The sequence below is a fragment of the Streptomyces sp. NPDC031064 genome, from assembly GCF_055570965.1.
Genome location: NZ_JBVIGF010000002.1, coordinates 526552 through 549340 on the forward strand (window position 1 = coordinate 526552; position 22789 = coordinate 549340).

The 22789-nt window shown below is 72.4% G+C and carries 20 protein-coding genes; 8 read left to right on the plus strand and 12 right to left on the minus strand.

What is annotated here, in order from left to right:
• Positions 1-13: 13 nt before the first annotated feature.
• Together ACZ46W_RS09145 and ACZ46W_RS09150 are read right to left on the minus strand one after the other, a co-directional pair.
• Positions 14-763 carry an ABC transporter permease gene (locus tag ACZ46W_RS09145; RefSeq protein ID WP_468333742.1) on the minus strand — a complete coding sequence of 250 codons (750 nt, stop codon included), beginning with the start codon at positions 761-763 and terminating at the stop codon, positions 14-16.
• 22 nt (positions 764-785) lie between these two features.
• Entirely contained in the window at positions 786-1568 is a 783-nt protein-coding gene (locus ACZ46W_RS09150) for an ABC transporter ATP-binding protein (protein ID WP_468333745.1), read from the minus strand.
• Positions 1569-1647: 79 nt separating this feature from the next.
• Between ACZ46W_RS09150 and ACZ46W_RS09155 the strand changes: the two genes are divergently transcribed.
• The 4 genes from ACZ46W_RS09155 (at position 1648) to ACZ46W_RS09170 (ending at position 6809) form a co-directional block, all read left to right on the plus strand.
• Positions 1648-2292 carry a TetR/AcrR family transcriptional regulator gene (locus ACZ46W_RS09155; RefSeq protein WP_468333748.1) on the plus strand — a complete coding sequence of 215 codons (645 nt, stop codon included), beginning with the start codon at positions 1648-1650 and terminating at the stop codon, positions 2290-2292.
• Between the two features lie 139 nt (positions 2293-2431).
• Complete coding sequence (locus ACZ46W_RS09160) at positions 2432-3280, plus strand: 3-hydroxyacyl-CoA dehydrogenase family protein (protein WP_468333751.1); 849 nt, start codon at positions 2432-2434, stop codon at positions 3278-3280.
• Positions 3281-3461: 181 nt separating this feature from the next.
• Positions 3462-3785 carry an STAS domain-containing protein gene (locus tag ACZ46W_RS09165; RefSeq protein WP_031073773.1) on the plus strand — a complete coding sequence of 108 codons (324 nt, stop codon included), beginning with the start codon at positions 3462-3464 and terminating at the stop codon, positions 3783-3785.
• A gap of 222 nt (positions 3786-4007) precedes the next feature.
• Positions 4008-6809: an ATP-binding protein gene (locus tag ACZ46W_RS09170; protein ID WP_468333754.1), complete on the plus strand. Its 2802-nt coding sequence runs from the start codon at positions 4008-4010 to the stop codon at positions 6807-6809.
• Between the two features lie 80 nt (positions 6810-6889).
• Here ACZ46W_RS09170 and nucS read toward each other — a convergent pair whose 3' ends face one another.
• Positions 6890-7552, minus strand: a complete 663-nt coding sequence (gene nucS, locus ACZ46W_RS09175) for an endonuclease NucS (protein WP_179166412.1) — start codon at positions 7550-7552, stop codon at positions 6890-6892.
• A gap of 221 nt (positions 7553-7773) precedes the next feature.
• Here nucS and ACZ46W_RS09180 point away from each other — a divergent pair, with 221 nt between their 5' ends.
• Positions 7774-8166: an SCO5389 family protein gene (locus tag ACZ46W_RS09180; RefSeq protein WP_064071815.1), complete on the plus strand. Its 393-nt coding sequence runs from the start codon at positions 7774-7776 to the stop codon at positions 8164-8166.
• A gap of 66 nt (positions 8167-8232) precedes the next feature.
• On the opposite strand, the gene ACZ46W_RS09185 is transcribed toward ACZ46W_RS09180, so the two are convergent.
• Entirely contained in the window at positions 8233-9267 is a 1035-nt protein-coding gene (locus tag ACZ46W_RS09185) for an LLM class flavin-dependent oxidoreductase (protein WP_468333758.1), read from the minus strand.
• A 194-nt stretch (positions 9268-9461) separates the two neighbouring features.
• Here ACZ46W_RS09185 and ACZ46W_RS09190 point away from each other — a divergent pair, with 194 nt between their 5' ends.
• The gene (locus ACZ46W_RS09190; protein WP_468333761.1) at positions 9462-9791 is read left to right on the plus strand and encodes an ATP/GTP-binding protein; all 330 of its coding nucleotides are present in this window, start codon (positions 9462-9464) and stop codon (positions 9789-9791) included.
• Positions 9792-9831: 40 nt separating this feature from the next.
• Here the strand turns inward: ACZ46W_RS09190 and ACZ46W_RS09195 are convergent, their stop codons facing one another.
• From ACZ46W_RS09195 to mce, 7 genes are all read right to left on the minus strand, one after another.
• Entirely contained in the window at positions 9832-10641 is an 810-nt protein-coding gene (locus ACZ46W_RS09195; RefSeq protein ID WP_468333764.1) for an ABC transporter permease, read from the minus strand.
• Positions 10638-11807: an ABC transporter ATP-binding protein gene (locus ACZ46W_RS09200; protein ID WP_468333767.1), complete on the minus strand. Its 1170-nt coding sequence runs from the start codon at positions 11805-11807 to the stop codon at positions 10638-10640. The genes ACZ46W_RS09195 and ACZ46W_RS09200 overlap by 4 nt, the downstream gene beginning before the upstream one ends.
• A 142-nt stretch (positions 11808-11949) precedes the next feature.
• Positions 11950-12729, minus strand: a complete 780-nt coding sequence (locus ACZ46W_RS09205) for an ABC transporter permease (protein ID WP_468333770.1) — start codon at positions 12727-12729, stop codon at positions 11950-11952.
• 2 nt (positions 12730-12731) lie between these two features.
• On the minus strand, positions 12732-13676 hold the full coding sequence (locus ACZ46W_RS09210; RefSeq protein WP_468333773.1) for an ABC transporter ATP-binding protein: 945 nt from the start codon (positions 13674-13676) through the stop codon (positions 12732-12734).
• Between the two features lie 190 nt (positions 13677-13866).
• Positions 13867-14805 carry a coiled-coil domain-containing protein gene (locus ACZ46W_RS09215; protein ID WP_126885916.1) on the minus strand — a complete coding sequence of 313 codons (939 nt, stop codon included), beginning with the start codon at positions 14803-14805 and terminating at the stop codon, positions 13867-13869.
• Between the two features lie 115 nt (positions 14806-14920).
• The gene (scy, locus tag ACZ46W_RS09220; RefSeq protein WP_468333776.1) at positions 14921-19006 is read right to left on the minus strand and encodes a polarized growth protein Scy; all 4086 of its coding nucleotides are present in this window, start codon (positions 19004-19006) and stop codon (positions 14921-14923) included.
• 166 nt (positions 19007-19172) lie between these two features.
• The gene (gene mce / locus ACZ46W_RS09225; RefSeq protein WP_468333779.1) at positions 19173-19625 is read right to left on the minus strand and encodes a methylmalonyl-CoA epimerase; all 453 of its coding nucleotides are present in this window, start codon (positions 19623-19625) and stop codon (positions 19173-19175) included.
• Between the two features lie 138 nt (positions 19626-19763).
• Here mce and ACZ46W_RS09230 point away from each other — a divergent pair, with 138 nt between their 5' ends.
• Together ACZ46W_RS09230 and meaB are read left to right on the plus strand one after the other, a co-directional pair.
• Complete coding sequence (locus ACZ46W_RS09230) at positions 19764-20972, plus strand: acetyl-CoA C-acetyltransferase (RefSeq protein ID WP_468333782.1); 1209 nt, start codon at positions 19764-19766, stop codon at positions 20970-20972.
• Positions 20973-21004: 32 nt separating this feature from the next.
• Positions 21005-21961, plus strand: a complete 957-nt coding sequence (gene meaB / locus ACZ46W_RS09235) for a methylmalonyl Co-A mutase-associated GTPase MeaB (protein WP_468333785.1) — start codon at positions 21005-21007, stop codon at positions 21959-21961.
• Positions 21962-22329: 368 nt separating this feature from the next.
• Here the strand turns inward: meaB and ACZ46W_RS09240 are convergent, their stop codons facing one another.
• The gene (locus ACZ46W_RS09240; protein ID WP_468333788.1) at positions 22330-22692 is read right to left on the minus strand and encodes a PepSY domain-containing protein; all 363 of its coding nucleotides are present in this window, start codon (positions 22690-22692) and stop codon (positions 22330-22332) included.
• Positions 22693-22789 lie beyond the last annotated feature (97 nt).

The window sequence follows — 22789 nt, forward strand, 5'->3', positions numbered from 1 at the left end:
GCGGCCAGCCTAGTTACGCCCCGGCCTTCCGGAACACACCTGTGCCCACCGTCACGGCCAGGGCCGCGAAACCGGCCGCGACCAGCGCCCCGTACAGCAGCGCCGGGCTCGCGTAGTCGCCGACGTACCCCGCCCGGACCGCGTCCACCAGGTAGCGGAACGGCATGAGGTGGGAGAGGGCGTCGAGCCAGGCCGGGGCCAGGGCCATGGGCAGCATCAGGCCGGACAGCAGCATGGACGGCATGGCCACCGCGTTGATGGCCGGGCCGAACTCCTGCGGCTTGGGGAGCCTGAGGGCCAGCGCGTACGACAGCGACGCCAGCGCCACCGTCAGGACGGCGACGAACGCGAAGCCGATCAGGACCCCGCCCAGTGGCGCCCGCAGCCCCATCAGCACGGCGGCCAGCACGAGCAGCACGGCCTGGAAGACGAAGAGCGTCGCGTCCCGCAGGACCCGCCCGAGCAGCAGCGCCAGCCGGCTGACCGGGGTGACCCGCATCCGCTCGACGACGCCCATCTGCTTCTCGATGATGATCGCGAACCCGGCGAAGGACGCCCCGAAGAGGCCGAGCTGGAGCAGCAGCCCGGGGACGAGGACCTGCCAGGAGTCGCCCTCGGCGCCCAGCGGCAGGCCGGTGAGCAGCGGACCGAAGAAGACCAGGTACAGCAGCGGCATCAGGACGCCGAAGAGGAGCTGGAAGCGGGAGCGCAGGGTCTGGCGGGCGTACCGCTCGAAGACCAGCGCGGTGTCGTGGAAGAGCATCGGGTCTCCTGGATCGGGACTTCTAGACGGCGACGGGCGCGGTGTCGGCGGGGGCCGGGCCACGGCCGGTGATGGCGAGGAACGTGTCCTGGAGCGACGCGTCGGCCGAGCCGGCGTACCGCTCCTTGAGCGCGGCCGGGGTGCCCTCGGCGACGACCGCCCCCTTGTCGACGATGACGAGCCGGTCGGACAGGGCGTCGGCCTCGTCGAGGTAGTGGGTGGTGAGGAAGACGGTGGTGCCGTACGTGTCGCGAAGCCGGCGCACCAGCCGCCACAGGTCGGCGCGGCTGCCGGGGTCGAGGCCGGTGGTCGGCTCGTCGAGGAAGAGGACCTCGGGGCGGTGCGCGAGCCCCATGGCGATGTCCAGGCGCCGCCGCTGTCCGCCGGAGAGCGCCGCGCACGGGCGGTCCAGCAGGTCGGTGAGGTCCAGCTCGCGCGCCAGTTCGCCGGCACGGTCGGCCGCCTCGGCCTTGGTCAGGCGGTAGAGCCGGCCCTGGGTCACCAGCTCCTCGCGTACGGAGACGCTCAGGTCGACGCCGCCGGACTGGGCGACGTACCCGATCCGTTGCCGTACGCCGACGGGGTCGCCGACCAGGTCGTGGCCCGCGACGGTGGCGGCGCCGCCGGTCGGCGGCAGCAGCGTGGTGAGCATCCGCAGCGTGGTGGTCTTCCCGGCGCCGTTGGGGCCGAGGAAGCCGAGGATCTCGCCCGCGCGGACGGTGAGGTCGATGCCGCGGACGGCTTCGACGGGGCCGCTTCGGGTGCGGAAGGTGTGGGCCAGTCCGGCCGTACTGATGATGGGCATGACCCAAGAAAAACAGAGGCACTTAAATTTTGCAACGACACCAAGTTTTCATCGAGCCCAGAAAAGCTAGGATGAGGGCATGGCGACCACCGAGGGACTGAGAGAGCGCAAGAAGCGGCAGACCAGGCAGCACATCTCCGACGTGGCCACGGGCCTGTTCCTGGAGCGCGGCTTCGACGCCGTGACGATCGCGGAGATCGCCAGAGCGGCCGACGTCTCCGTCAACACGGTGTACAACTACTTCCCCGCCAAGGAGGACCTCTTCCTCGACCGGGGCCAGGACGTCGTCGACCGGCTCTCCCGCTATGTCCGCGGCCGCCGCCCCGGCGAATCCGCCGCCGACGCCGTCCTGCGCGAACTGCGCGCCGCCGTCGTGAGCCAGTCGCCCACCGTCGGCCTCTTCGCGGGCTGGGCCGACTTCATGCGCGTCATCACCGACGCCCACGCCCTCCGCTCCCGCCTGTGGGCCATCCAGCAGGAGGCGCTCGCCGACCTCACCGCGACCCTCGCCCAGGAGACCGCGGCCGCCGAAGGCGACCCGATGCCGGCCCTCGTCGCCGGGCAGCTCTCCTGGGTCCACGGCACGCTCATGGCCTGGATCGGCGCCGAAATGGTCAAGCGGCGCGACATCGGCGAGGTGGCCCGCGAAGCCCTCGGCCTCCTCGACGAAATGGAGGAGCTGATGGGGCGCAAGGTGCTGGAGTACGCGGTCCACGCCGACTGACCGGCTCACCCCGGCGCCCGTACCCGTGTGATGTCCGTCATCTGAGACGTGACGCGCATCTCTTCGGCGCCACACAGCCGCGCCCGCCCGCTAACCTCCGCGAAGAGCCGATACGTAAACGGGTGTTAAGGGGAAGATCGTGGCCAGGAAGCTCGCCGTCATCGGGGCCGGACTCATGGGGTCCGGAATCGCGCAGGTCTCGGCCCAGGCGGGCTGGGAGGTCGTGCTGCGTGACGTCACCGACGCCGCCCTGACCAGGGGCACCGACGGCATCAAGGCCTCGTACGACAAGTTCGTCGCCAAGGGCAGGCTCGAAGCCGCCGACGCCGAGGCCGCCTTGGGCCGCATCACCACGACCACCGACATGGACGCCGCCGCCGACGCCGACATCGTCGTCGAGGCCGTCTTCGAGAAGCTGGACGTCAAGCACGACATCTTCCGTACGCTCGACAAGCTCGTACGCGACGACGCCGTCCTCGCCTCCAACACCTCCGCCATCCCGATCACCAAGATCGCGGCCGTGACGGAGCGCCCGGAGCGCGTCGTCGGCACCCACTTCTTCTCGCCCGTGCCGATGATGCAGCTCTGCGAACTGGTGCGCGGCTACAAGACCAGCGACGAAACGCTCGCCACCGCGCGCGAGTTCGCCGAGTCCGTCGGCAAGACCTGCATCGTCGTCAACCGCGACGTCGCCGGGTTCGTGACGACCCGTCTGATCTCCGCCCTGGTCGTCGAGGCCGCGAAGCTGTACGAATCGGGCGTCGCCTCCGCCGAGGACATCGACATCGCCTGCAAGCTCGGCTTCGGCCACGCGATGGGCCCGCTGGCCACCGCCGACCTCACCGGCGTCGACATCCTGCTGCACGCCACCAGCAACATCTACACCGAGTCCCAGGACGAGAAGTTCGCCCCGCCGGAGCTGATGCGCCGGATGGTGGACGCGGGTGACATCGGCCGCAAGAGCGGGCAGGGCTTCTACAAGCACTGAGTCGCATCAAGGCCGTTTCGACCAGTTCACCATCACCCCTCGGGGTGAATTCGGTATCGGTTCGCTTACAAGGCGCAACTGGTCCGCCGGTAAGGCAGTCAGTTGTTGCATAGAAGTACGTGACGACGAAAGACGTGCACGACGTAAAGACGTGACGACAACGCACTCTCGGGGAGCGCATATGCACATCAGGGGCGACCACGCCGAGCTGGTCGTCGGGGGCCGCCTCGACGTCCGCAGCGCGGCGGACGCCCGTACGGTCCTGCACTCGGCCGTCGACGACGGAGCCGGCGACCTGGTGCTCGACCTGACCGGCCTCGACTCCTGGGACGCCACCGGACTCGGGGTCATCATGGGCGCTCACCGGCGTGCGGGCCGCTGTGGCCGCCGGCTCGTGCTGCGGGGCGTACCGCCCCAGATGCAGCGCCTGCTGGTGGCCACCCGGCTGCACCGCATTCTCGCCATCGAGGGCGGAATCGCCGCCGAAACGTTGCCCCGGGTGTAACGGTACGGGGCCTGGTAAACCACACCAGGCGCCCAATCCTCACAAGACCGTGACGTCTTGGGCGCCGTGCCACCCCGGCTCTTCATTCATACTGAGCGAAGGTCTAGGGTTCGGTCGCCTGCCGATTGACGGACCCACCCGGCGGGCACCGGACCAGAAGCGACAGCGGGCGTGCAAGGCCGGGAGGGGCTTCGCCGCACCACGCTTTTGGGGGCTTTCACCATGGACCCGATCAACCGGGGACCGGAAGACTTCGGCCACGACGACGACCGCGACGCCGCCGGCCGCCCGCGCACCGCGCGCGACGACGGCCCCACGCCCGCCTACGGGCAGGGGGGCGCACCACCGGGCAAGGCCCGGACCGCCCAACTCGTCTCGGGCGACCTCCTGCTCACCATCAACCCGATAGACGGCAGCGAGATCGAACCGTGCCCGCCCGGGCGCCGCCCGGAGGCACCCGGCCGCCACACCCCCGAAGAGCGCGCCGACCTCGCCCGTACCGCCGGCCCGCCCGTACCGCCCGGTCCCGCCGCCCCGCCGCTGCCCCTCCTGGAGCGCCAGGAGGAACGCGAGCGGCTGGTCCGGCTGCTGGCCCGCGGCCGCTCCGTGCGGCTCACCGGACCGGCCGGTTCCGGCCGCACCGCGCTGCTCGACGCCGTCGCGGCCGACTGCGCCGACCTCGCCCCCGACGGGGTCGTCCGGCTCTCCGGCCACCACCGCACCCCCACCGAGCTGCTCTACGAGCTGTTCGCCACCGTCCACCGCGCACCGGCCCACCGACCCGACCGCGCCGGACTGCTGGCCGCCGTCCACGACATCGGCGCCGTCGTCGTCCTGGACGACCTGGAGTTCGGCGGCGCCGCGCTGGACGAGCTCCTCGACGCCACCCCCGAATGCGCGTTCCTGCTCGCCGCCACACCCGACGTCGCCGCGCCCTCGGCCGACTCCCACCTCGAAGAGGTGTTCCTCTCCGGTCTCGACCGCAGCTCCGCGCTGGAGCTGCTGGAGCGTGGCGTCGACCGGCCGCTCACCGACGACGAGGCCAACTGGGCCGGCGACCTCTGGTTCGAATCCGAGGGCCTGCCGCTCCGGTTCGTCCAGGCCGGCGCCCTGCTGCGGCAGCGCGACGACCTGCGCGCCCCCTCGGACGACGACGAGGACAGCGTCTTCGCCGACGGCCGCGAGGCACCGCTGCCCTCCCTCGGCGACGGCGCGGCGCCCGCCCCGCTGCTCGCCTCCCGGCTCTCCGAGTCGGCCCGCGAGACACTGCGCTTCGCCGTCGCGCTCGGCGGGGAGGTGCCGCACCAGGCACACCTGCCGGCGCTCGTCAACGACACGCACGCGGATGCCGCCCTCGGCGAGCTGCTGCGCTGCGGACTGCTCACCCCGGTCGGCACCCGCTACCGGCTCGCCGCCGGCGTGCTGGCGCAGCTCGTCGCCAAGGGCTACGGCGAGGGCGCCGCCGACCGCGCCCGCAGCGCCGCCCACCACTACGCCTGGTGGGTCGGCCACCCCTCCGTCAGCCCCGAGCGGGCGGCCACCGAGGCGGACGCCGTCCTGGCCGCGCTGACCGCGCTGGTCAAGGCCGCGGCGGACGCCGCTCCGGGCGGGGCGTCCGACGCCGACGCCTCGGTCGGCACCGTCTTCGGCGGCTCCGGCTCCGGTTCCGGCTCCCAGGAATCCTCCGGCCTGTCCCCCTCGGACGACGAGGAGGAGGGGTACGCCGACGCGGCCGTGGTGCTGGCCCGCAGCGCGGCGCCCGCGTTCGCCGCCGGGCTCCACTGGGGCGCCTGGGAGCGGGCGCTGCGGACCGGCGCGGAGGCGGCCCGGCACGCGGGAGAGGTTGCCGAGGAGGCGTACTTCCACCACGAGTTGGGCGTCCTCGCCCTGTGCGCCGGGAACCTGGACCGGGCCCGCGCCGAGCTGGAGGCGTCGATCGCCATGCGCGGCGCGCTCGCCGACAAGCGGGGCACGGTGGCCGGCCGGCGCGCCCTCGCCCTGGTCGCCGACCGCGAGCGCGGGCCGCTGCCCGGTGGCCGGACGGCGGCGGGCGAGGAGGTGCCCGCGGCACGGTACGAGGAGTCGGCGTCCCCGCCCGGGGGCGTGGTGGCGGCCACGAGCGCGGCCACGCCGAAGCCGGCCGCCGTGCCGGGCCTCGTCGGTGACACCGAGACGCTCATCGCCCGCCAGGACCCGCCCGCCCCGGTGGCCCGGCCGGCCACCCGGCGCACCATCCTGAACGGCGCCCGGCGCAACCTGGTCGCGGCGGGCGCGGGCGCGCTCCTCGCGGCGGTCCTGGGCACGGTGGTGACCCTGGGCGCCACCTCGGGCGGCGACGACGGCAAGGGCGGTTCGGGCCGGGTCACCTCCGACCAGTCGGCCAACGAGGACGGCGGCGACGGCGGCCTCGACGCGGACGTGCCGGCCCAGGACTCCACGCGCGACCCCGGCAGCGGCGACGGTGGCACGGGCGGTTCCGGTCCGGGGTCCCACTCCGGTTCCCCCGGCACCCCCGGCTCCTCGGCCAGCCCGGGCGAGACCGGTTCCGCCGGCAACCCGACCACCCCGTCGGGCGACCCGTCCACGACGAGCGGTGCGACGCCGACCACCTCGGGGCCCAGCTCGGGCAGCCCCACCAGCAGCGGGCCCACCACGGGCGCCCCGACGACCGGTGGCACGACCTCGGGCGGCTCGACGTCCGGCGGTTCGACGTCCGGTGGCACGACCGGCGGCACCACGACGGGCGGCTCGACCACCGGTGACACGACGGGCGGGTCGACCACCGGTGACACGACGGGCGGGTCCACCTCCGGTGACACGACGGGCGGGTCGACCACGGGTGACACCACCGGCGGGTCGACCACGGGTGACACCACCGGCGGGTCCACCTCGGGTGACACGACGAGCGGTGCCGGCGGCGGCACCACCAGCGGGGGCGCCGACGGCGGCACCGACACCAGCGGCGCCACCCAGAGCGCGCCCGCCACGAGCAGCAGCCCCACGCCGAGCGGAACGGCCGCCTGAGACACGTGCCGCCTGAGACACGTGCCGCCTGAGACACCTAGGGCCCCGGAGGAATCCGGGGCCCTACGCATGTCACGGGGTCAGAACAGCCGCAGCTTGTCGTCCTCGATGCCGCGCAGCGCGTCGTAGTCCAGCACCACGCACCCGATCCCGCGGTCGGTCGCCAGCACCCGCGCCTGCGGCTTGATCTCCTGCGCCGCGAAGACGCCCTTCACCGGCGCCAGGTGGGGGTCACGGTTCAGCAGCTCCAGATAGCGGGTGAGCTGCTCCACGCCGTCGATCTCGCCGCGCCGCTTGATCTCCACGGCCACGGTCGCGCCGTCCGCGTCGCGGCACAGGATGTCGACCGGCCCGATGGCGGTCGGGTACTCGCGGCGGATCAGCGTGTACCCGTCGCCGAGTGTCTCGATCCGGTCGGCGAGCAGCTCCTGGAGGTGTGCTTCCACGCCGTCCTTGATGAGGCCGGGATCGACACCGAGTTCGTGCGACGAGTCATGGAGGATTTCCTCCATCGTGATGATCAGTTTCTCGCCCGCTTTGTTCACGACGGTCCAAACGCGGTCATCACCCTCCTTGAGGGTGCACGGCGGCGACATCCAATTGAGCGGTTTGTACGCCCGGTCGTCGGCGTGGATGGAGACGCTGCCGTCGGCCTTTACCAGGATCAGACGGGGTGCGGAGGGCAGGTGGGCGGTGAGCCGGCCCGCGTAGTCCACGGAGCAGCGGGCGATGACGAGACGCATGGTCCGCAACGCTACAAGACACACGCTCTTCCGCGCGATTCGGTCCTAAACTCCCCTTCTCCCATGGCCGGTTGTGCACCCAATCTCCTGGTGCGGTCCGGACACCGCGCTTACCGTGGAAGCGGGAGGTTGTCGCTCGTGCACGCAGCGTGTCGTGCGGGGGGCGTCCTCCTTCCCTGCCCGTAAGACCCCGATTCCCCGGGGTCGCGAGAGGAGAACCCATGTCGCTCGACGTCTCACCGGCGCTGTTGGAACAGGCCGAGCGAGGCGAGGTCGACGAAGCCGACTTCGTCGACTGCGTCCGGACCTCCCTGCCCTACGCGTGGGAGATGATCAGCTCTCTGGTGGCCCAGCTCAAGGTGGACGGTGGTGCGTTCGCCGACAACCAGACGCCGCCGCCGGACGAGCAGGCACGCGGTCAGTTGCTGCGCGCACTGGCGAGTGACGCGATCCGGGGTGCGCTCCAGCGGCACTTCGGCGTCCGTCTGGCCTTCCAGAACTGCCACCGCGTCGCGGTGTTCCCGCTGGACTCCTCGGTCGACGAGCGGCTCGCCCGCTTCACCTCCGTGCGAGCCCAACTGCTGAACCAGTCGCCGACCCTGCGCGACTGCTGACGCCTTGTGCTGCCGCTCCGCATCGCGGGAGGTGCAACAGGTGCAGGGGCGGCAGCATGGAGCCCATCATTCGAGCCGGGGTACCACCTCCGCCCCCAGCCGCCGCACGTTCTCCTCCGTGGCCGCGACATCGCCGGAGCCCTCGACGAGCAGCGCGAAGCGCGTGATGCCCGTACGCTCCGAGGTCGCCGCCAGCCGGTCCGCCGCCACCCGGGGCGATCCCACCGGATGCAGCCGGCACAGCAACTCCGTGTAGGCGACCGGGTCACGCATCGCCCGGTGCCTGCCGTCCACGGTGACATGGGCGTCCAGCCCCTGTTTCAGCCAGCCGGGCATCGCCTTGACCAGCGTCTCCACCGCGTCCGCCGTGCGGTCCGCGAGCTGTGCGACGCCCGCCGAGACATGGCCGCCCGCCGCCCGCGCGACCGCGTCCGGGGTGTGCCCGGCGGCGAGTGCCGCACGCCGCCACAGGGCGACCATGTCGGCCTTCTCCTCGTCGCCGCAGTGCATCCCGAGCAGCATCGGCAGGCAGCGCTCGGCGGCGAGCCGCACGCTTTGGGGCGAGGTGCAGGCGACGATCGTCTCCGGCACGGGATCCCCGTCGATGAGCTCCTGCGGCCTGGGTACGACGGCGACCTCACGGAACCGGTGCCGGGGCCCGTCCGCCGAGACGCGCGGCTCGCGCAGCCAGCGCAGCAGCAGGTCCAGCGACTCGGGGAACCCCGTCTCGTACGCCGCGAGGCCCGTGCCGAACACCTCCAGGTCGACCCATGGCCCGCCCCGGCCCACGCCCAGCGTGAACCGTCCGCCGGAGGTGAGGTGCAGCAGCGCCGTCTGTTCGGCCAGCGCCACCGGGTGGGTCGTCGGCAGCACGCTCACGGCCGTCCCGACCCGGACGCGCCGCGTCCGGCCGAGCAGCAGCGCGGCGAGCGTCACGGCCGAGGGGCACACGCCGTACGGTACGAAGTGGTGCTCGGCCAGCCATACCGAGTCCAGCCCCGCCTCCTCGGCCACCTCCGCCGAACGCACCGCGCGGTGCAACGTCTCCCCCTGGCCCTGGCCGGGAAACTGGGCCGCCAGTACAAAAGTTCCCACACGCATCGCCTTATGCCTCCTTGACCGGCCGACGCGGCTCCCCTCACTGGCAACAACGTCTGGCAGGTGCCAAAGGCAACGGCCGTGCGGGAAGTTGTTGCGATTTTCCGGTAACTCGTCGGCGACCGTGCGAGTACCCACAGTCGCGGCCCTTAGGCTGGACCGGCAAACGTCCGCGCCTGCCCCCAGTGAGGTGTTCCGTGTCCCCGCGCCGCAACCGCCCCCGTGGCGGCGAGAAGCCGAACGAGACCAGCGGCGCGCCGGGCGACAGGTACGGCGGCTTCCAGCGCACCGAGTCCTGGCAGGACGAGGAGTGGTCGGTGCGTCATGTGGCGGGCGCGAGCGCGGCCGGCAAGCGGTACCGCTGCCCCGGTTGCGACCAGGAGATCCCGCCGACCGTCCCGCACGTGGTGGCCTGGCCCGAGTACGGCGGTGTGGACGACCGGCGGCACTGGCACAAGGCCTGCTGGAACGCGAAGGACCGCCGCACCACGCGGGTGCAGCGGTCCCGTAACGCTCCCCGTCACTGACGGGGGCTCTCCCGTCGGTGACGGGGAGCGGAGGTCACGATCAGACGTCGCGCTTCTCGGTGGCGAGGAACGCCCCGGCCAGCGCGACGGCGGCCACGCCGGTCAGGATCCACAGCGGCGTCCAGCCGTGCGGTCCTCCCGCGATCAGGCCCTCGTCGCTGTAGAAGGCGATGAGCAGGCTCGGGATCGAGTACTTGAACAGGAACTCCTGGACCTTCTCCATCTCCGACATGAACATCCCCGCCACCAGCGGCAGCAGCATGACACCGATCATGATGGTGATCGCACCGGCGGAGTGCCGGACCAGCGCGCCGACGGCGAGCGCCAGCAGCCCGAGGACCGCCGTGAACAGGCCCGCGCCGACCGTCGCGCGCAGCCACTCCTCCCCGGTCGCGGTGCCGGCGTCGAGCATCGCGTTCTGCATGGCCGCGACCAGCGCGGCGGTGATCGCCGTGACGACGAGGGTCAGCACGAAGAAGACGACGGCCTTGGCCACCAGCACGCGGCTGCGGCTGGGGCACGCGGTCAGCGTCGTACGGATCATGCCGGTGCCGTACTCGGACGAGATGGTCAGCACGCCGAGGGTGACCACGCAGATGCTGCCGAGGAGCACACCGTTGAAGCCCAGCGGCAGGACGGAATCCCCGCCCATGTCCGTGTCGGTCGCGTTGATCGCCACGACGCTGAGCAGCCCGGTGCCGACCATGAGCAGGATCATGACGCCGAGCGTCCACATCGTGGAGCGCACGGAACGGATCTTGGTCCACTCGGAGGCGAGCGCGTCCCCGAGGTGGGCGCGCCGCACCGGGATGGGCGAGGTGTACTGCTGCTGGTAGGGGGCGGTGGTCATCGGGCGTCCTCGCTCTTGCTCAGGTCTGCGGGGGCGGAGGCGGGGGCCGGGGCGGGAGCCGGAGCCGCGGCGGGCGCGGGCGGGGCGGCGGGTGCGGCGCCGGGCACGGGGTGCTGTCCGCCCGCGTACGGGTTCTGTCCGGGCGGCGGCGGGGCGTACCAGCCCTGCTGCGGCACCTCGGGGACGACCTGCTGCGGCGGCACGTGGTCCATCGGGCCCGGCTGCTGCATCAGCCCGGCCCGCTGGTCGGTGGTCGAGCGGTAGTCCACGGCGCCCTGGGTCAGGCGCATGTACGCCTCCTCCAGCGAGGCCTGGTGCGGCGACAGCTCCCACAGGCGTACGTCCGCCTCGTGCGCCAGGTCGCTGATGCGCGGCAGCGGCAGCCCGGTCACGCGCAGGGCGCCGTCCGGCTCCGACAGGACCTGCCCGCCGGCCTCGGCGAGCACGCCCATGAGCTTCTCCCGCTGCGCGGGCTCGGTCTGCGGTGTACGCACCCGGGCGAAGTCCGCGGAGTTGGCCGAGATGAAGTCCTTGACGCTCATGTCGGCGAGGAGCTGGCCACGGCCGATGACGATCAGGTGCTCTGCGGTGAGGGCCATCTCGCTCATCAGGTGCGAGGAGACGAAGACGGTCCTGCCCTCGGCGGCCAGCGCCTTCATCAGATTGCGCACCCAGAGGATTCCCTCGGGGTCCAGGCCGTTGACCGGCTCGTCGAACAGCAGCACCTGAGGGTCGCCGAGGAGCGCGGCCGCGATGCCGAGCCGCTGCCCCATGCCGAGCGAGAACCCGTTGGACCGCTTGCGGGCCACGTCCTGCAACCCGACCACCCCGAGCACCTCGTCGACCCGGCGCGCCGGGATGCCGGCGAGCTGGGCCAGCGACAGCAGGTGGTTGCGCGCGCTGCGGCCGCCGTGCACGGCCTTGGCGTCCAGGAGGGCGCCCACCTGACGGGGTGCGTTGGGCAACTGCCGGAAGGGGTGGCCGCCGATGGTCACGTGGCCCGACGTCGGCCGGTCCAGGCCGAGGATCATGCGCATCGTCGTCGACTTGCCGGAGCCGTTCGGTCCCAGGAAGCCGGTCACGGTCCCCGGCCTCACCTGGAAGGAAAGGTTGTACACGGCCGTCTTGGCGCCGTAGCGCTTCGTCAGGCCGACTGCCTCGATCATTCTCCAGCCCCATCGACAGGTCGGTTGCGTCGTTCGGGCCTGCGGCATGCACACACAGGGCCCCCGTAAGAGGTAAGAGGGTATCCGCAGCTTGACGGTTCCACTTCCGCCCCAGGAGATGGCTGCCGTGTCAGGACAGGGCCTAGGCGTCCCGCCGCTTCAGCACCAGGTACCCGCCGGCCAGTGCCGCCGCCACCCAGGCGACCATGATCCCCAGCCCGCCCCAGGGGCCGTACGGGGCCGGGTCGCTGCCCAGCGCGCCGGGGACGACCTGCATGATCGTGGAGCCGGCCTGGTCGGGGAAGTACTCGGCCACCTCCTTGGCCTTCGGCACGGCGGAGAGGATCTGGGAGATGAGGAAGAAGAACGGGACGAGGATGCCGAGCGAGAGCACCGTCGAGCGCAGCATCGCCGCCACGCCCATCGAGAACACCGCCATCAGCCCCATGTAGAGACCGCCGCCGATCACCGCGCGCAGGACGTTCTCCTCGCCGATGGTGGTGCGGTGCTCGCCGAGCAGGGCCTGGCCGAGGAAGAAGGACAGGAAACTGGTCGCCAGGCCCACGGCCACGGCCAGCACTCCGGCCACCGCGATCTTGCTGAAGAGGAAGGTCGCCCGCTGCGGTACGGCGGCCAGGGACGTACGGATCATTCCGGTGCTGTACTCGGTGCCGACCACCAGGACGCCGAAGACCACCATCGCGAGCTGGCCCAGCAGCATGCCGGAGAAGCTCACCACCGTCGCGTCGAAGGTGGCCTGCTCGATGGGCGGCATCTCGTCGAACGTCTCCCGCACCAGCGCGGACAGCGCCGCGCCCATCGCGACGGTGACGACCAGCGCGCTGGCGAGGGTCCAGACCGTCGAGGAGACGGTACGGATCTTGGTCCACTCCGACCGGAGGACCGCGGGTGCCGACGCCATCGTCAGACCTCCTTCGACCACTGGGGACCGGTCGGCCCGGCCGTGCCGTGCGCGTGGTACTCGACCGCCGTCGCCGTCATCCGCATGAACGCCTCTTCCAGCGAGGCCCGCTGGGCGCTCAGCTCGTGCAGCGTGATCCCGTGGCGGGCCGCCAGTTCGCCGATCTCCTCGGTCGTCGCGCCGTCGATCTCCAGCGTGCCGTTCGCGGCCTCGACCGCCGTGCGGCCGGCGGAGTGGAGCGCGTCGCGCAACTCCTCCCGCTGCGGGGAGCGCAGCCGGACATAACTGCGCGAGTTCTCGTGGATGAAATCCGCCATCGACCTGTCCGCGAGGAGCTTGCCCTGCCCGATCACGATCAAGTGGTCGGCGGTCAGGGCCATTTCGCTCATCAGATGACTGGAAACGAAGATCGTCCGGCCTTCGGCCGCGAGCGCCTTCATCAGATTGCGGATCCAGTGAATTCCCTCGGGGTCCAGACCATTGACGGGTTCGTCGAACATCAAGATCTGCGGATCACCCAGCAATGCGGCGGCGATTCCCAGTCGCTGCCCCATGCCCATCGAAAAACCTTTCGGTTTCTTCCTGGCCACGGCCGCGAGCCCCACAAGATCGAGTACCTCGGAGACCCGGCGCTCCGGAATGCGGTTGGACTGCGCCAGGCAGAGCAGGTTGTTGTACGCGCTGCGCCCGCCGTGCAGCCCCCGCGCCTCCAGCAGCGCGCCGATGTACTTCAGCGGCTCGTCGAGCTCCCGGTAGTGCCTGCCGTCGATACGGACCGACCCGCTGGTCGGGTGGTCGAGACCGAGCACCATCCGCATCGTGGTCGACTTGCCCGCGCCGTTGGGCCCGAGGAAGCCCGTCACCACGCCCGGGCGGACCTGGAAGGAGAGGTGGTCGACCGCCGTCTTCGTACCGAAACGTTTCGTTAGACCCTCGAGCTCGATCACCCGTCCACGCTACGGGCGCGCCCAGGCGGACGCCACCGGAATGACACCGCCCTCTTTCCCGTACGACAGGCACACGAAGGGCCCCGCAGGGGCCACGCGCGCACGGCCGTCGGACGTGCGCCACGTGGGTCCCACAGGGCCCTCGCGAAGGAACCAGCCCCTGGTCCGGCCTGATCGGCCGGGCGGGGAACTAGCGGGTCTGCTGCGCCGGGACGCCGCGCGAGACCGGCTCGTCGTCCGCCGGGGAGCCGGCCGCGGCGACGGCCGCACCGGTCAGCGTGGCCAGCATCTCGCGGACGTTGGTGAGCTGGGCGTTGATCGAGTCGCGACGGTTCGTCAGCGCCGCCAGCTCGCGCTCCGATTCGCTGCGGATACGATCCGCCTTGGCGTTCGCGTCCGCCACGATGTCCTCGGCCTGGCGCTGCGCCGTCTCCACCGTCTGACGGGCCCGGCGCTCCGCGTCCGTACGCAGCTTCTCCGCCTCCAGGCGGAGCTGCTCCGCCCGGTGCTCGATCTCGGCGAGACGCTTCTCCGCCTTCGCCTGGCGCGAGGCCAGGTCCCGCTCCGACTGCTCACGCCGCTTGGCGAGGTTCGTCTCGAAGTCGGCGGCGGCCTGCGCGGCCTTCGCCCGGGTCTCCTCGAAGAGCGCGTCCGCCTCCTCCCGCTTGGACTGCGCGTCCTTCTGCGCCTCGGCACGCAGCGAGTTCGCCTCGCCCTGGGCCTTCTCGACGATCCGGACGCCCTCGTCCTCGGCCTTCGCCTTGCGCTCGGCCGCGAACGCCTCGGCGTCGTTGCGCACCTGCTGCGCCGCCGACTCGGCGAGCTCGCGGTGCTGCTCGGCGGCGCGACGGGCCTCCTCGCGCAGGTCCTTGGCCTCCTCCTCGGCGAGACGGAGGATCTTCTCGACGCGCGCACCCAGACCGGCGTACGACGGCTCGGCGTCGCTGACCTGGGCCTGGGCGTTCTGCGTCTCGAGGTGGAGCTCCTCGATGCGCTTTTCCAGAGAGGTGATTCGGGCCAGAGCACTGTCTCGGTCGGCGACGAGTTTGGTAATGCGGTCATCCACCTGACCGCGGTCGTAACCACGCCGCACGAGCTCGAAGCCGAAGGGGGAGGAAGTGTCGCTCATGGGGTTCCTGTCGAATGAGACCGGTGAGGTGTTAGGGGGAATCCTAGGGGTCGATGCGGCGTGTCTTCGAGCGGATGCCCGTTCAAACTGGAGAATGTCCAGCCTTTTGAGTGGCTTACTCGTCGGTTGACTTGCCGCTCGAACGGGTAACACCTGCCGCCGCGGTCGCCTTGACTCCGCCCTCCTTGGTACCCCCTGACGGCGCCTCGAAAGATTCCAGCGCCTCCAGCACGTCCTGAACCCGGGAGATTTCCGCCTGAATGTCCTCGCGGCGGCGCACCAGCACCTCCAGCTCCCGCTTGCCCTCGGAGATCATCTTCTCGGCCTCGCGCTCCGCGTCCGCCTTGATCTTCTCCGCCTCGCGGGTGAGCGTGGCCTTCTTCTGCTCGGCCTCCTTGAGCAGCCCCTCCGCCTTCTTCACCGCCGAGATACGGACCTTGCTCGCCTCCGAATTCGCCTCGGCGAGCAGCTCCTTGGCCTTCGCCTCCGCCTCGGCGCGCTGCTCGGTGGCCGCCTTCACCAGCTTGTCGACCCGCTCGCCGGCCGCCTTCATCTGCTCGGCGCTCTCCCGGCGGGCCCGCTCGTGCAGCTCCTCGATCTCCGCCTCGGTCCGCCGGCGCAGCTCCTCCGTGCGCTCCCTTATGGCCGTCGCGTCACCACGCGCCCCGACCAGCAGCTCGTCCGCGTCCGTACGGGCCTTCTCCACCAGCGAATTGCCCTCGACGGTCGCCTCGGCGACGATCCGCTCGGCCTCCTTGCGGGCCACGCCCACCATCGTGTCGGCCTGCGACTCCGCCTCCGCGGTCGCCCGCAGCGCCTCCTCCTGGGCCTTCGCGACGAGCTGGTCGGCCTGCTCGGCCGCGTCCGCCCGCCGCTTGGCCGCCGCCTCGCGCGCCTCGTCGACCAGCCGGTCCGCCTCGGCCCGCGCCTCGGCACGCACCTGCTCGGCCGCCGCCGCCGTCTCCGTACGCAGCCGCTCCGCCTCCGCGCGGATCCGCTCGGCCGCCTGCTGCGCGGAGCCCACCGTCTCGGCGGCCTCGGCCCGCAGCCGCTCCGCCTCGCCGGTCGCCTCGGCCACCAGCCGCTCGGCCTCCGCCGCGGCCTCCGAACGGAGCCGCTCCGCCTCCGCCGTCGCCTCCGCGACCAGCCGCTCGACCCGCTCGGCCGTCTCCGCGCCGATCCGCTCGGCCTCGCTCGTCGCCTCGCCGACCAACTGGTCCGCCTGCGCCGCCGCGTCCGCGCGCCGCTTGTCGGCGGCCTGCCGCGCCTCGTCCAGGACCTGCTCGCCGTCCGCCCGCGCGGCCGCCCGCAGCTCCTCGGCCTGCGCCTCGCCGTCCGCCTTGACCTGCTCGGCCTCGGTACGCAGCCGCGCCGCGTCCCGCTCCGCCGTGGCCAGCAGCTCGGCCGCCTCGGCCGCCATCCGCTCGGCCTCGCTCGTCGCCTCGGCGACCAGCCGGTCCGCCTGCGCCGCCGCCTCCGACCGGATGCGGTTGGCGTCCTCCCGCGCCTCCGCACGCGTGCGTGCCGCGTCCTGCTCCGCCGAGGCCAGCGAGTCCGACGCCTCCGTGCGCATCCGCTGCGCGTACTCCGCCGTGTCGGACCTCAGCTTCTCCGACTCCGCGATCGCGTCCGCCATGGTGCGCTCCGCGAGCGCCTTGGCGGCCTCCGCCTCCTCCTGGGCCCGCTCCCGCAGCCGGCCCGCGTCCTCCGCGGCCCGCTCCCGCTCCGCGTACGCGTCGGAACGGACCCGGTCCGCCTCCTCCAGCGCCTCCGCGCGCGTCCGCTCCGCCGCGTGCTCGGCCGCCGACCGCAGCCCGGCGATCTCCTCCTCGGCCTGCTCGTGCAGCCCCGCGACCGCGTCCCGCACCTGCTGCGCCGTCTGCTCGGCGGCCGACACCATCTCGGTCGCCCGCCGGTCCGCCTCCTCGACCAGCCGCTGCGCCTCGGTCTGCGCCTCCTCGACGCGCTTGCGCGCCGACGCCAGCAGCTCCTCGCTCTGCTCGCGCGCCCGCTCCCGCTCCTGGTCCGCCTCCGTACGGGCGGCACCCAGTGTCTCCTCCGCCTCGCGGCGCCGGCGCTCCGCCTCCGTACGCGCGGCGGCCAGCTCCTCGGCGGCCTCCGCCGTGACCCGCTCGGCCGCCGCCTGCGCCTCCGCGCGCACCCGGTCGGCCGACTCCTGCGCCTCCGACTTGAGCCGCTCCGCCTCCGCGGCCGCCTCCGAACGCAGCCGCACCGCCGCGTTCTCCGCCTCCGCACGGGCCGACGACGCGTCCGACGCCGCCTCCGTGCGCAGCCGCTCCGCCTCCTGCTCGGCCTGCGCCTGGAGCGTACGGATGCGCTCGGCGGCCTCGGCGCGCTGCCGCTCGGTCTCCTCGGCGGCCTCGCGGCGGATCCGCTCGCCCTCCGCCCGCGCGTCGGTCAGCGCCTGCTCGGCGGCCGTGAGGCGGGTCTCCGCCTCCGTGTGCAGCCGGGTCAGCTCCTCGGCGGCCTCCGCCTGGCGGGCCGCGATGCCCCGCTCGGTCTCCTCGCGCAGCGCGGCGGCGGCCTGCTCGGCCGCGGCCTTCACTGACTCGGCCTGCTCCTCGGCCTCCGTACGGAGCCGGTCGGCCTCCTCGCGGGTGCGCTCCAGCGTCTCCTCGGCCTGCTTGCGCAGCGCCGTCGCCCGCTCGATCGCCTCCGTGCGGACCCGCTCGCTGTCGGCCGTCGCGGCCGTACGCAGCTCGTCCGCGTCCGCCTTCGCCTTGGTCAGCAGCTCCTCGGCGGTCTTCGCCGCCTCCTCGATCTGCTGGACCGCCTCGCGCCGCGCCTCGCCCCGGATGCGCTCGCCCTCGGCGATCGCGTCGGCCCGCAACTGCTCGGCCTCGCCGCGCAGCCGGCGCGCCTCCTCCTGGAGCTCGACCGTCTTGGCGCGGTACTCCTTCGTGTCGTCCTTCGCGGCGCCCTTGAGCTGCTCGGCCGTGTCGTGCGCCTCGGCCCGCAGCCGGTCCGCCTCGGCCTCCGCCTCGCGGCGGATCCGCTCGGCCTCCTCCGACGCCTTGCGGGTGGTCTCCTGCGCGTCGTCCGACGCCTTGGACAGGACCTCCTCGGCGGTACGGGCCGCCTTGGCGAGCTGCGCCGCCGAATCCTCGGCCGCCGCCGTACGGGCCTTCTCCGTGGCCTCGGCGACCAACTGCTCGGCCGCCGCGCGGGCGTCCGCGAGGGCCTGCTCGGCCTCCGCCTTGAGGGCCTCGGACTCCTTGGTGGCTTCCGCGACCAGCCGGGCGATCTCCGCCTTGGCCGTACGGGTGCGCTGCTCCGTCTCCGACTCGGCGGACGACAGCCGCTTGGCCGCCGCGTCACGGGCCTCCGCGACGACCTTGTCGGCCTCCGCGCGGGCCTCGCGCAGCCGCTCCTCCGCCTCGGCCATCCGCTGCTCGGCCGCCCGGCTCAGCTCGGCCGCCTGCTGGCGCGCCTGGTCCGACTCGGCGGTCGTCGCGGTACGGAGCTGCTCGGCGTGGCTGGTGGCCTCCGCCGCCTGCGTGGACGCGGCGTTCAGCAGCCGCTCGGCGTCCTTGCGGGCGCGCAGCAGGATCGCCTCGGCCTCCGCGCGGGCCGTCTCGGTCTCGGCGCTGAGGCGCCGGCGGGCCTCCTCGGCGAGCCGGGTCGCCTCCGCGCGGGCCGCCGCCAGGGCCTGCTCGGCCTCCGCGCGGGACTCCTCCATCAGCCGGCGGGCCTGCGCCTCCGTCCGGGCGCGGAGCTGCTCCGCCCAGGCCACGTTCTCGTTGACGTGCGCCTCGACCGTCTGGCGGCGCTCGGACAGCTCCTGGTCCAGCCGCTGGCGCCGCTGCACCGCCTCGGCGTGCAACTCCGCCTGGAGGCGGGCCTGGTGCTCGGCGTGCTCCTGCAGTATCCGCTGCGTCTGGGCCCGGGCCTCGCGCAGCTCGCGCTCGGCGTCCGAGCGGAGCTGGTCGGCCTGGATCTGCGCGTTCCGCAGCAACTGTTCGGCCTGGTAGCCGATGTCCGCGTTGTCGTACGCCGGCCGCGACGCGATCGTGCGGCGCGCCTCATGGAGCTTGGCGCGCAACACCTCGACCTGGTAACCGAGGTCCTCGGCGTGCTGGACGGCCTTCTCCCGCTCGGTCTTCAGCCGGTCCATCTCGGCTTCGAACCGCGAAAGGTGGTCGTCAGCCCGGTGGCTCTCCTGGCGTTCGTAGCCCCGCACTGCGCGGTCCCATCCGTCCCCTGGTCGCAACTCTCTTTGTACGAGCACCGTTCGCCGGCGAACGGCCCCCCGGGGAATGGTGTCAGATCACAGACGGAGTCGCGGCACGGCCCCGATCCGGCCCCGGCCCGGAGCCGCCCACTCTACCGGGCCAGGAATCCGGAGGTCAGTGCTCCACTGAGGACGACTCGGACGAGGGTTCGGCCGAGGTCACCAGTTCCGTGAGGACGCCGTGGCAGTCCTTGGGGTGCAGGAACGTGATCCGCGACCCCATGGAACCGATGCGCGGCTCGTCGTACAGAACCCGCACACCCTTTTCACTGATCGCCGCGGCGTCGCCGTCCACGTCCGCCGTGCCGAAGGCGATGTGGTGGACCCCCTCGCCGTTCTTGGCCAGCCACTTCGCGACGGTGGAGTCCTCGCGGGTGGGTTCCAGGAGCTGGAGGTAGGAGGCGCCGCCGTCGGAGGTCTCGTTGATCTTGAGCATGGCCTCACGGACCCCCTGCTCCTCGTTGACCTCGCTGTGGAACACCTCGAAGCCGTACGTGGCACGGTAGAACTCAACGGTCTTGTCGAGGTCGAAACAGGCGATCCCGATGTGGTCGATTCGCGTCAGCATGGGACCAGTGCAGCGCGGCGGAGGTGGTTACGCAACGTGCGCGCCATCACACTCGCTGCCCGGTGACCAGGACACGTACCGCTCAGTACATTGGCGGTAAACCCTCGTTCACTCTCCACATCCAAGGGGCCGTGCCTCATGTCTGGAACGACCGGTACCACCTCAGTCATCGTCGCGGGCGCACGCACGCCCATGGGCCGCCTGCTCGGCTCGCTCAAGACCTTCTCCGGCGCCGACCTCGGCGGCTTCGCCATCAAGGCCGCCCTCGACCGGGCCGGGATCGGCGGCGACCAGGTGCAGTACGTGATCATGGGACAGGTGCTTCAGGCCGGGGCAGGGCAGATCCCGGCGCGGCAGGCCGCGGTCAAGGCCGGCATCCCCATGAACGTCCCCGCCCTGACCATCAACAAGGTCTGCCTGTCCGGCCTCGACGCCATCGCGCTCGCGGACCAGCTCATCCGCGCCGGTGAGTTCGACGTCGTCGTCGCGGGCGGCCAGGAGTCCATGACCAACGCGCCGCACCTGCTGCCCAAGTCCCGCGAGGGCTACAAGTACGGCGCGATCGAGATGATCGACGCCATGGCGTACGACGGCCTCACCGACTCCTTCGAGAACATCGCCATGGGCGAGTCCACGGAGAAGCACAACACCCGGCTCGGCATCGCGCGCGAGGCGCAGGACGAGATCGCCGCGCTGTCCCACCAGCGGGCCGCCGCCGCGCAGAAGAACGGCATCTTCGAGGCCGAGATCACGCCCGTCGAGATCCCGCAGCGCAAGGGCGAGCCCGTCGTCTTCAGCAAGGACGAGGGCATTCGCGCCGAGACGACGGTGGAGTCGCTGGGGAAGCTGCGTCCCGCCTTCGCGAAGGACGGCACGATCACGGCCGGGTCCTCGTCGCAGATCTCGGACGGTGCGGCGGCCGTGGTGGTGATGAGCAAGGCCAAGGCCCAGGAGCTCGGCCTGGAGTGGATCGCCGAGATCGGCGCCCACGGGAACGTGGCCGGTCCGGACAACTCGCTCCAGTCGCAGCCGTCGAACGCGATCGCGCACGCGCTGAAGAAGGAGGGCCTGGAGGTCGCCGATCTTGATCTGATCGAGATCAACGAGGCGTTCGCCGCCGTTGCCGTCCAGTCAATGAAGGACCTGGGAGTATCGCCGGAAAAGGTGAACGTCAACGGCGGCGCCATCGCCCTCGGGCACCCGATCGGCATGTCCGGTGCCCGTCTCGTCCTCCACCTCGCGCTGGAGCTCAAGCGGCGCGGCGGCGGGGTCGGCGCGGCGGCGCTGTGCGGCGGCGGCGGTCAGGGTGACGCGCTGATCGTCCGCGTTCCGGGCAACGGCAAGTAATCCTCGCTGGCGAGTAAGGAGCTACGTACGTGATGGTGGACGTCCCCACACTGGTCGCCCAGGCACGGGAGGGCCGGCCGCGGGCCGTGGCCCGGCTGATCTCGCTCGTGGAGGGGGCGTCCCCACAGCTCCGTGAGGTGATGGCGGCGCTGGCACCGCTGACCGGCGGTGCGTACGTGGTGGGCCTGACCGGCTCGCCCGGTGTCGGCAAGTCGACCTCGACGTCGGCGCTGGTCACCGCGTACCGGAAGGCCGGGAAGCGGGTGGGCGTGCTCGCCGTGGACCCGTCCTCGCCGTTCAGCGGCGGCGCGCTGCTGGGCGACCGGGTGCGGATGTCCGAGCACGCCTCCGACCCGGGCGTCTACATCCGCTCGATGGCGACGCGTGGCCACCTGGGGGGGCTGGCGTGGGCCGCCCCCCAGGCGATCCGCGTCCTGGACGCGGCCGGGTGCGACGTGGTGCTCGTCGAGACGGTCGGTGTCGGCCAGTCCGAGGTCGAGATCGCCTCCCAGGCCGATACGTCGGTGGTGCTGCTTGCCCCCGGCATGGGTGACGGCATCCAGGCCGCGAAGGCGGGCATCCTGGAGATCGGCGACGTGTACGTCGTCAACAAGGCCGACCGGGACGGGGCCGACGCGACCGCGCGCGAGCTGAACCACATGCTGGGTCTCGGCGAGTCGCGGGGGCCGGGCGACTGGCGGCCGCCCATCGTCAAGACGGTCGCGGCGCGGGGCGAGGGTGTCGACGAGGTCGTCGAGGCGCTGGAGAAGCACCGCGCGTGGATGGAGGAACGGGGCGTCCTCGCGGAACGCCGCCGCGCGCGGGCGGCGCACGAGGTCGAGACCATCGCGGTCACGGCCCTCCGCGAACGGATCGGCGACCTCCACGGCGACCGGCGCCTGGACGCGCTGTCCGAGCGCATCGTGGCGGGGGAGCTGGACCCGTACGCGGCGGCGGACGAACTGGTGGCGGGCCTGACGGGGCGGTAGGCCCCTCGTTGTGGGCATTCGTTCCGCAGGGCGGAACGGGTGGGTCGGCGGTCACCCCGGGTGGGTGGGGGGCGGGGCCCCTCCGGGCTCACCTCCTCGAGGCCGGCGGCCTTGGGTTACGGGCTTGGGAGCCCACCCTTCGCCGCCAACCTCTGCGGGGGCGACCCTGCACGGCCCCACCCCGGCCGGACGCCGACTGCGGGACGGTGGGTGGGGGGCACGGCCCCGACCCGGCGGGATGCCGGGTGCGGGACGGTGGGCGGGGGGCACGGCCCCACCCCGGCCGGACGCCGACTGCGGGACGGTGGGTGGGGGGGCACGGCCCCGACCCGGCGGGACGCCGGGTGCGGGACGGTGGGTGGGCGACGTCAGTCGTCCGAGTCGTCGGCGTCGTCCTTGTCCTGGGTGGCCTTGGCCGTCTGCGCGTCGACGGTCCAGTCCTGGGTCTTGCCGTCCTTGGTGACGATTTCGACGTCCCAGGACTTCTTGTCGTCATCGTCGTCGAGGTCCAGGGACACCACCGTGCCGTGGTTCGCGACCGCCTTGAGGGCCTGCTCGGCCGTGACCTTGGGCGCCTCGACCGTGTCGTCGCGGTCGTCGTCCACCTGGGTCGCCGTGTGGTGCGTCTTCGCGGGGGCCTCGTCGTCCGCCGAGGAGGCGAACGCGGCTGCCGTGCCGCCCGTCAGCAGGGCAGCCGCGGTGACCGTGGCGATGATGAGGTTGCGCTTCATGGATGCCTCCGAATGTCGGTGCCTTCTCGGTACGGCAACCACCCTGCCGGTGGGGTGCTGAACGCAGCCTGAAGGTGGCTGAAGGCTTCTTCAGGTT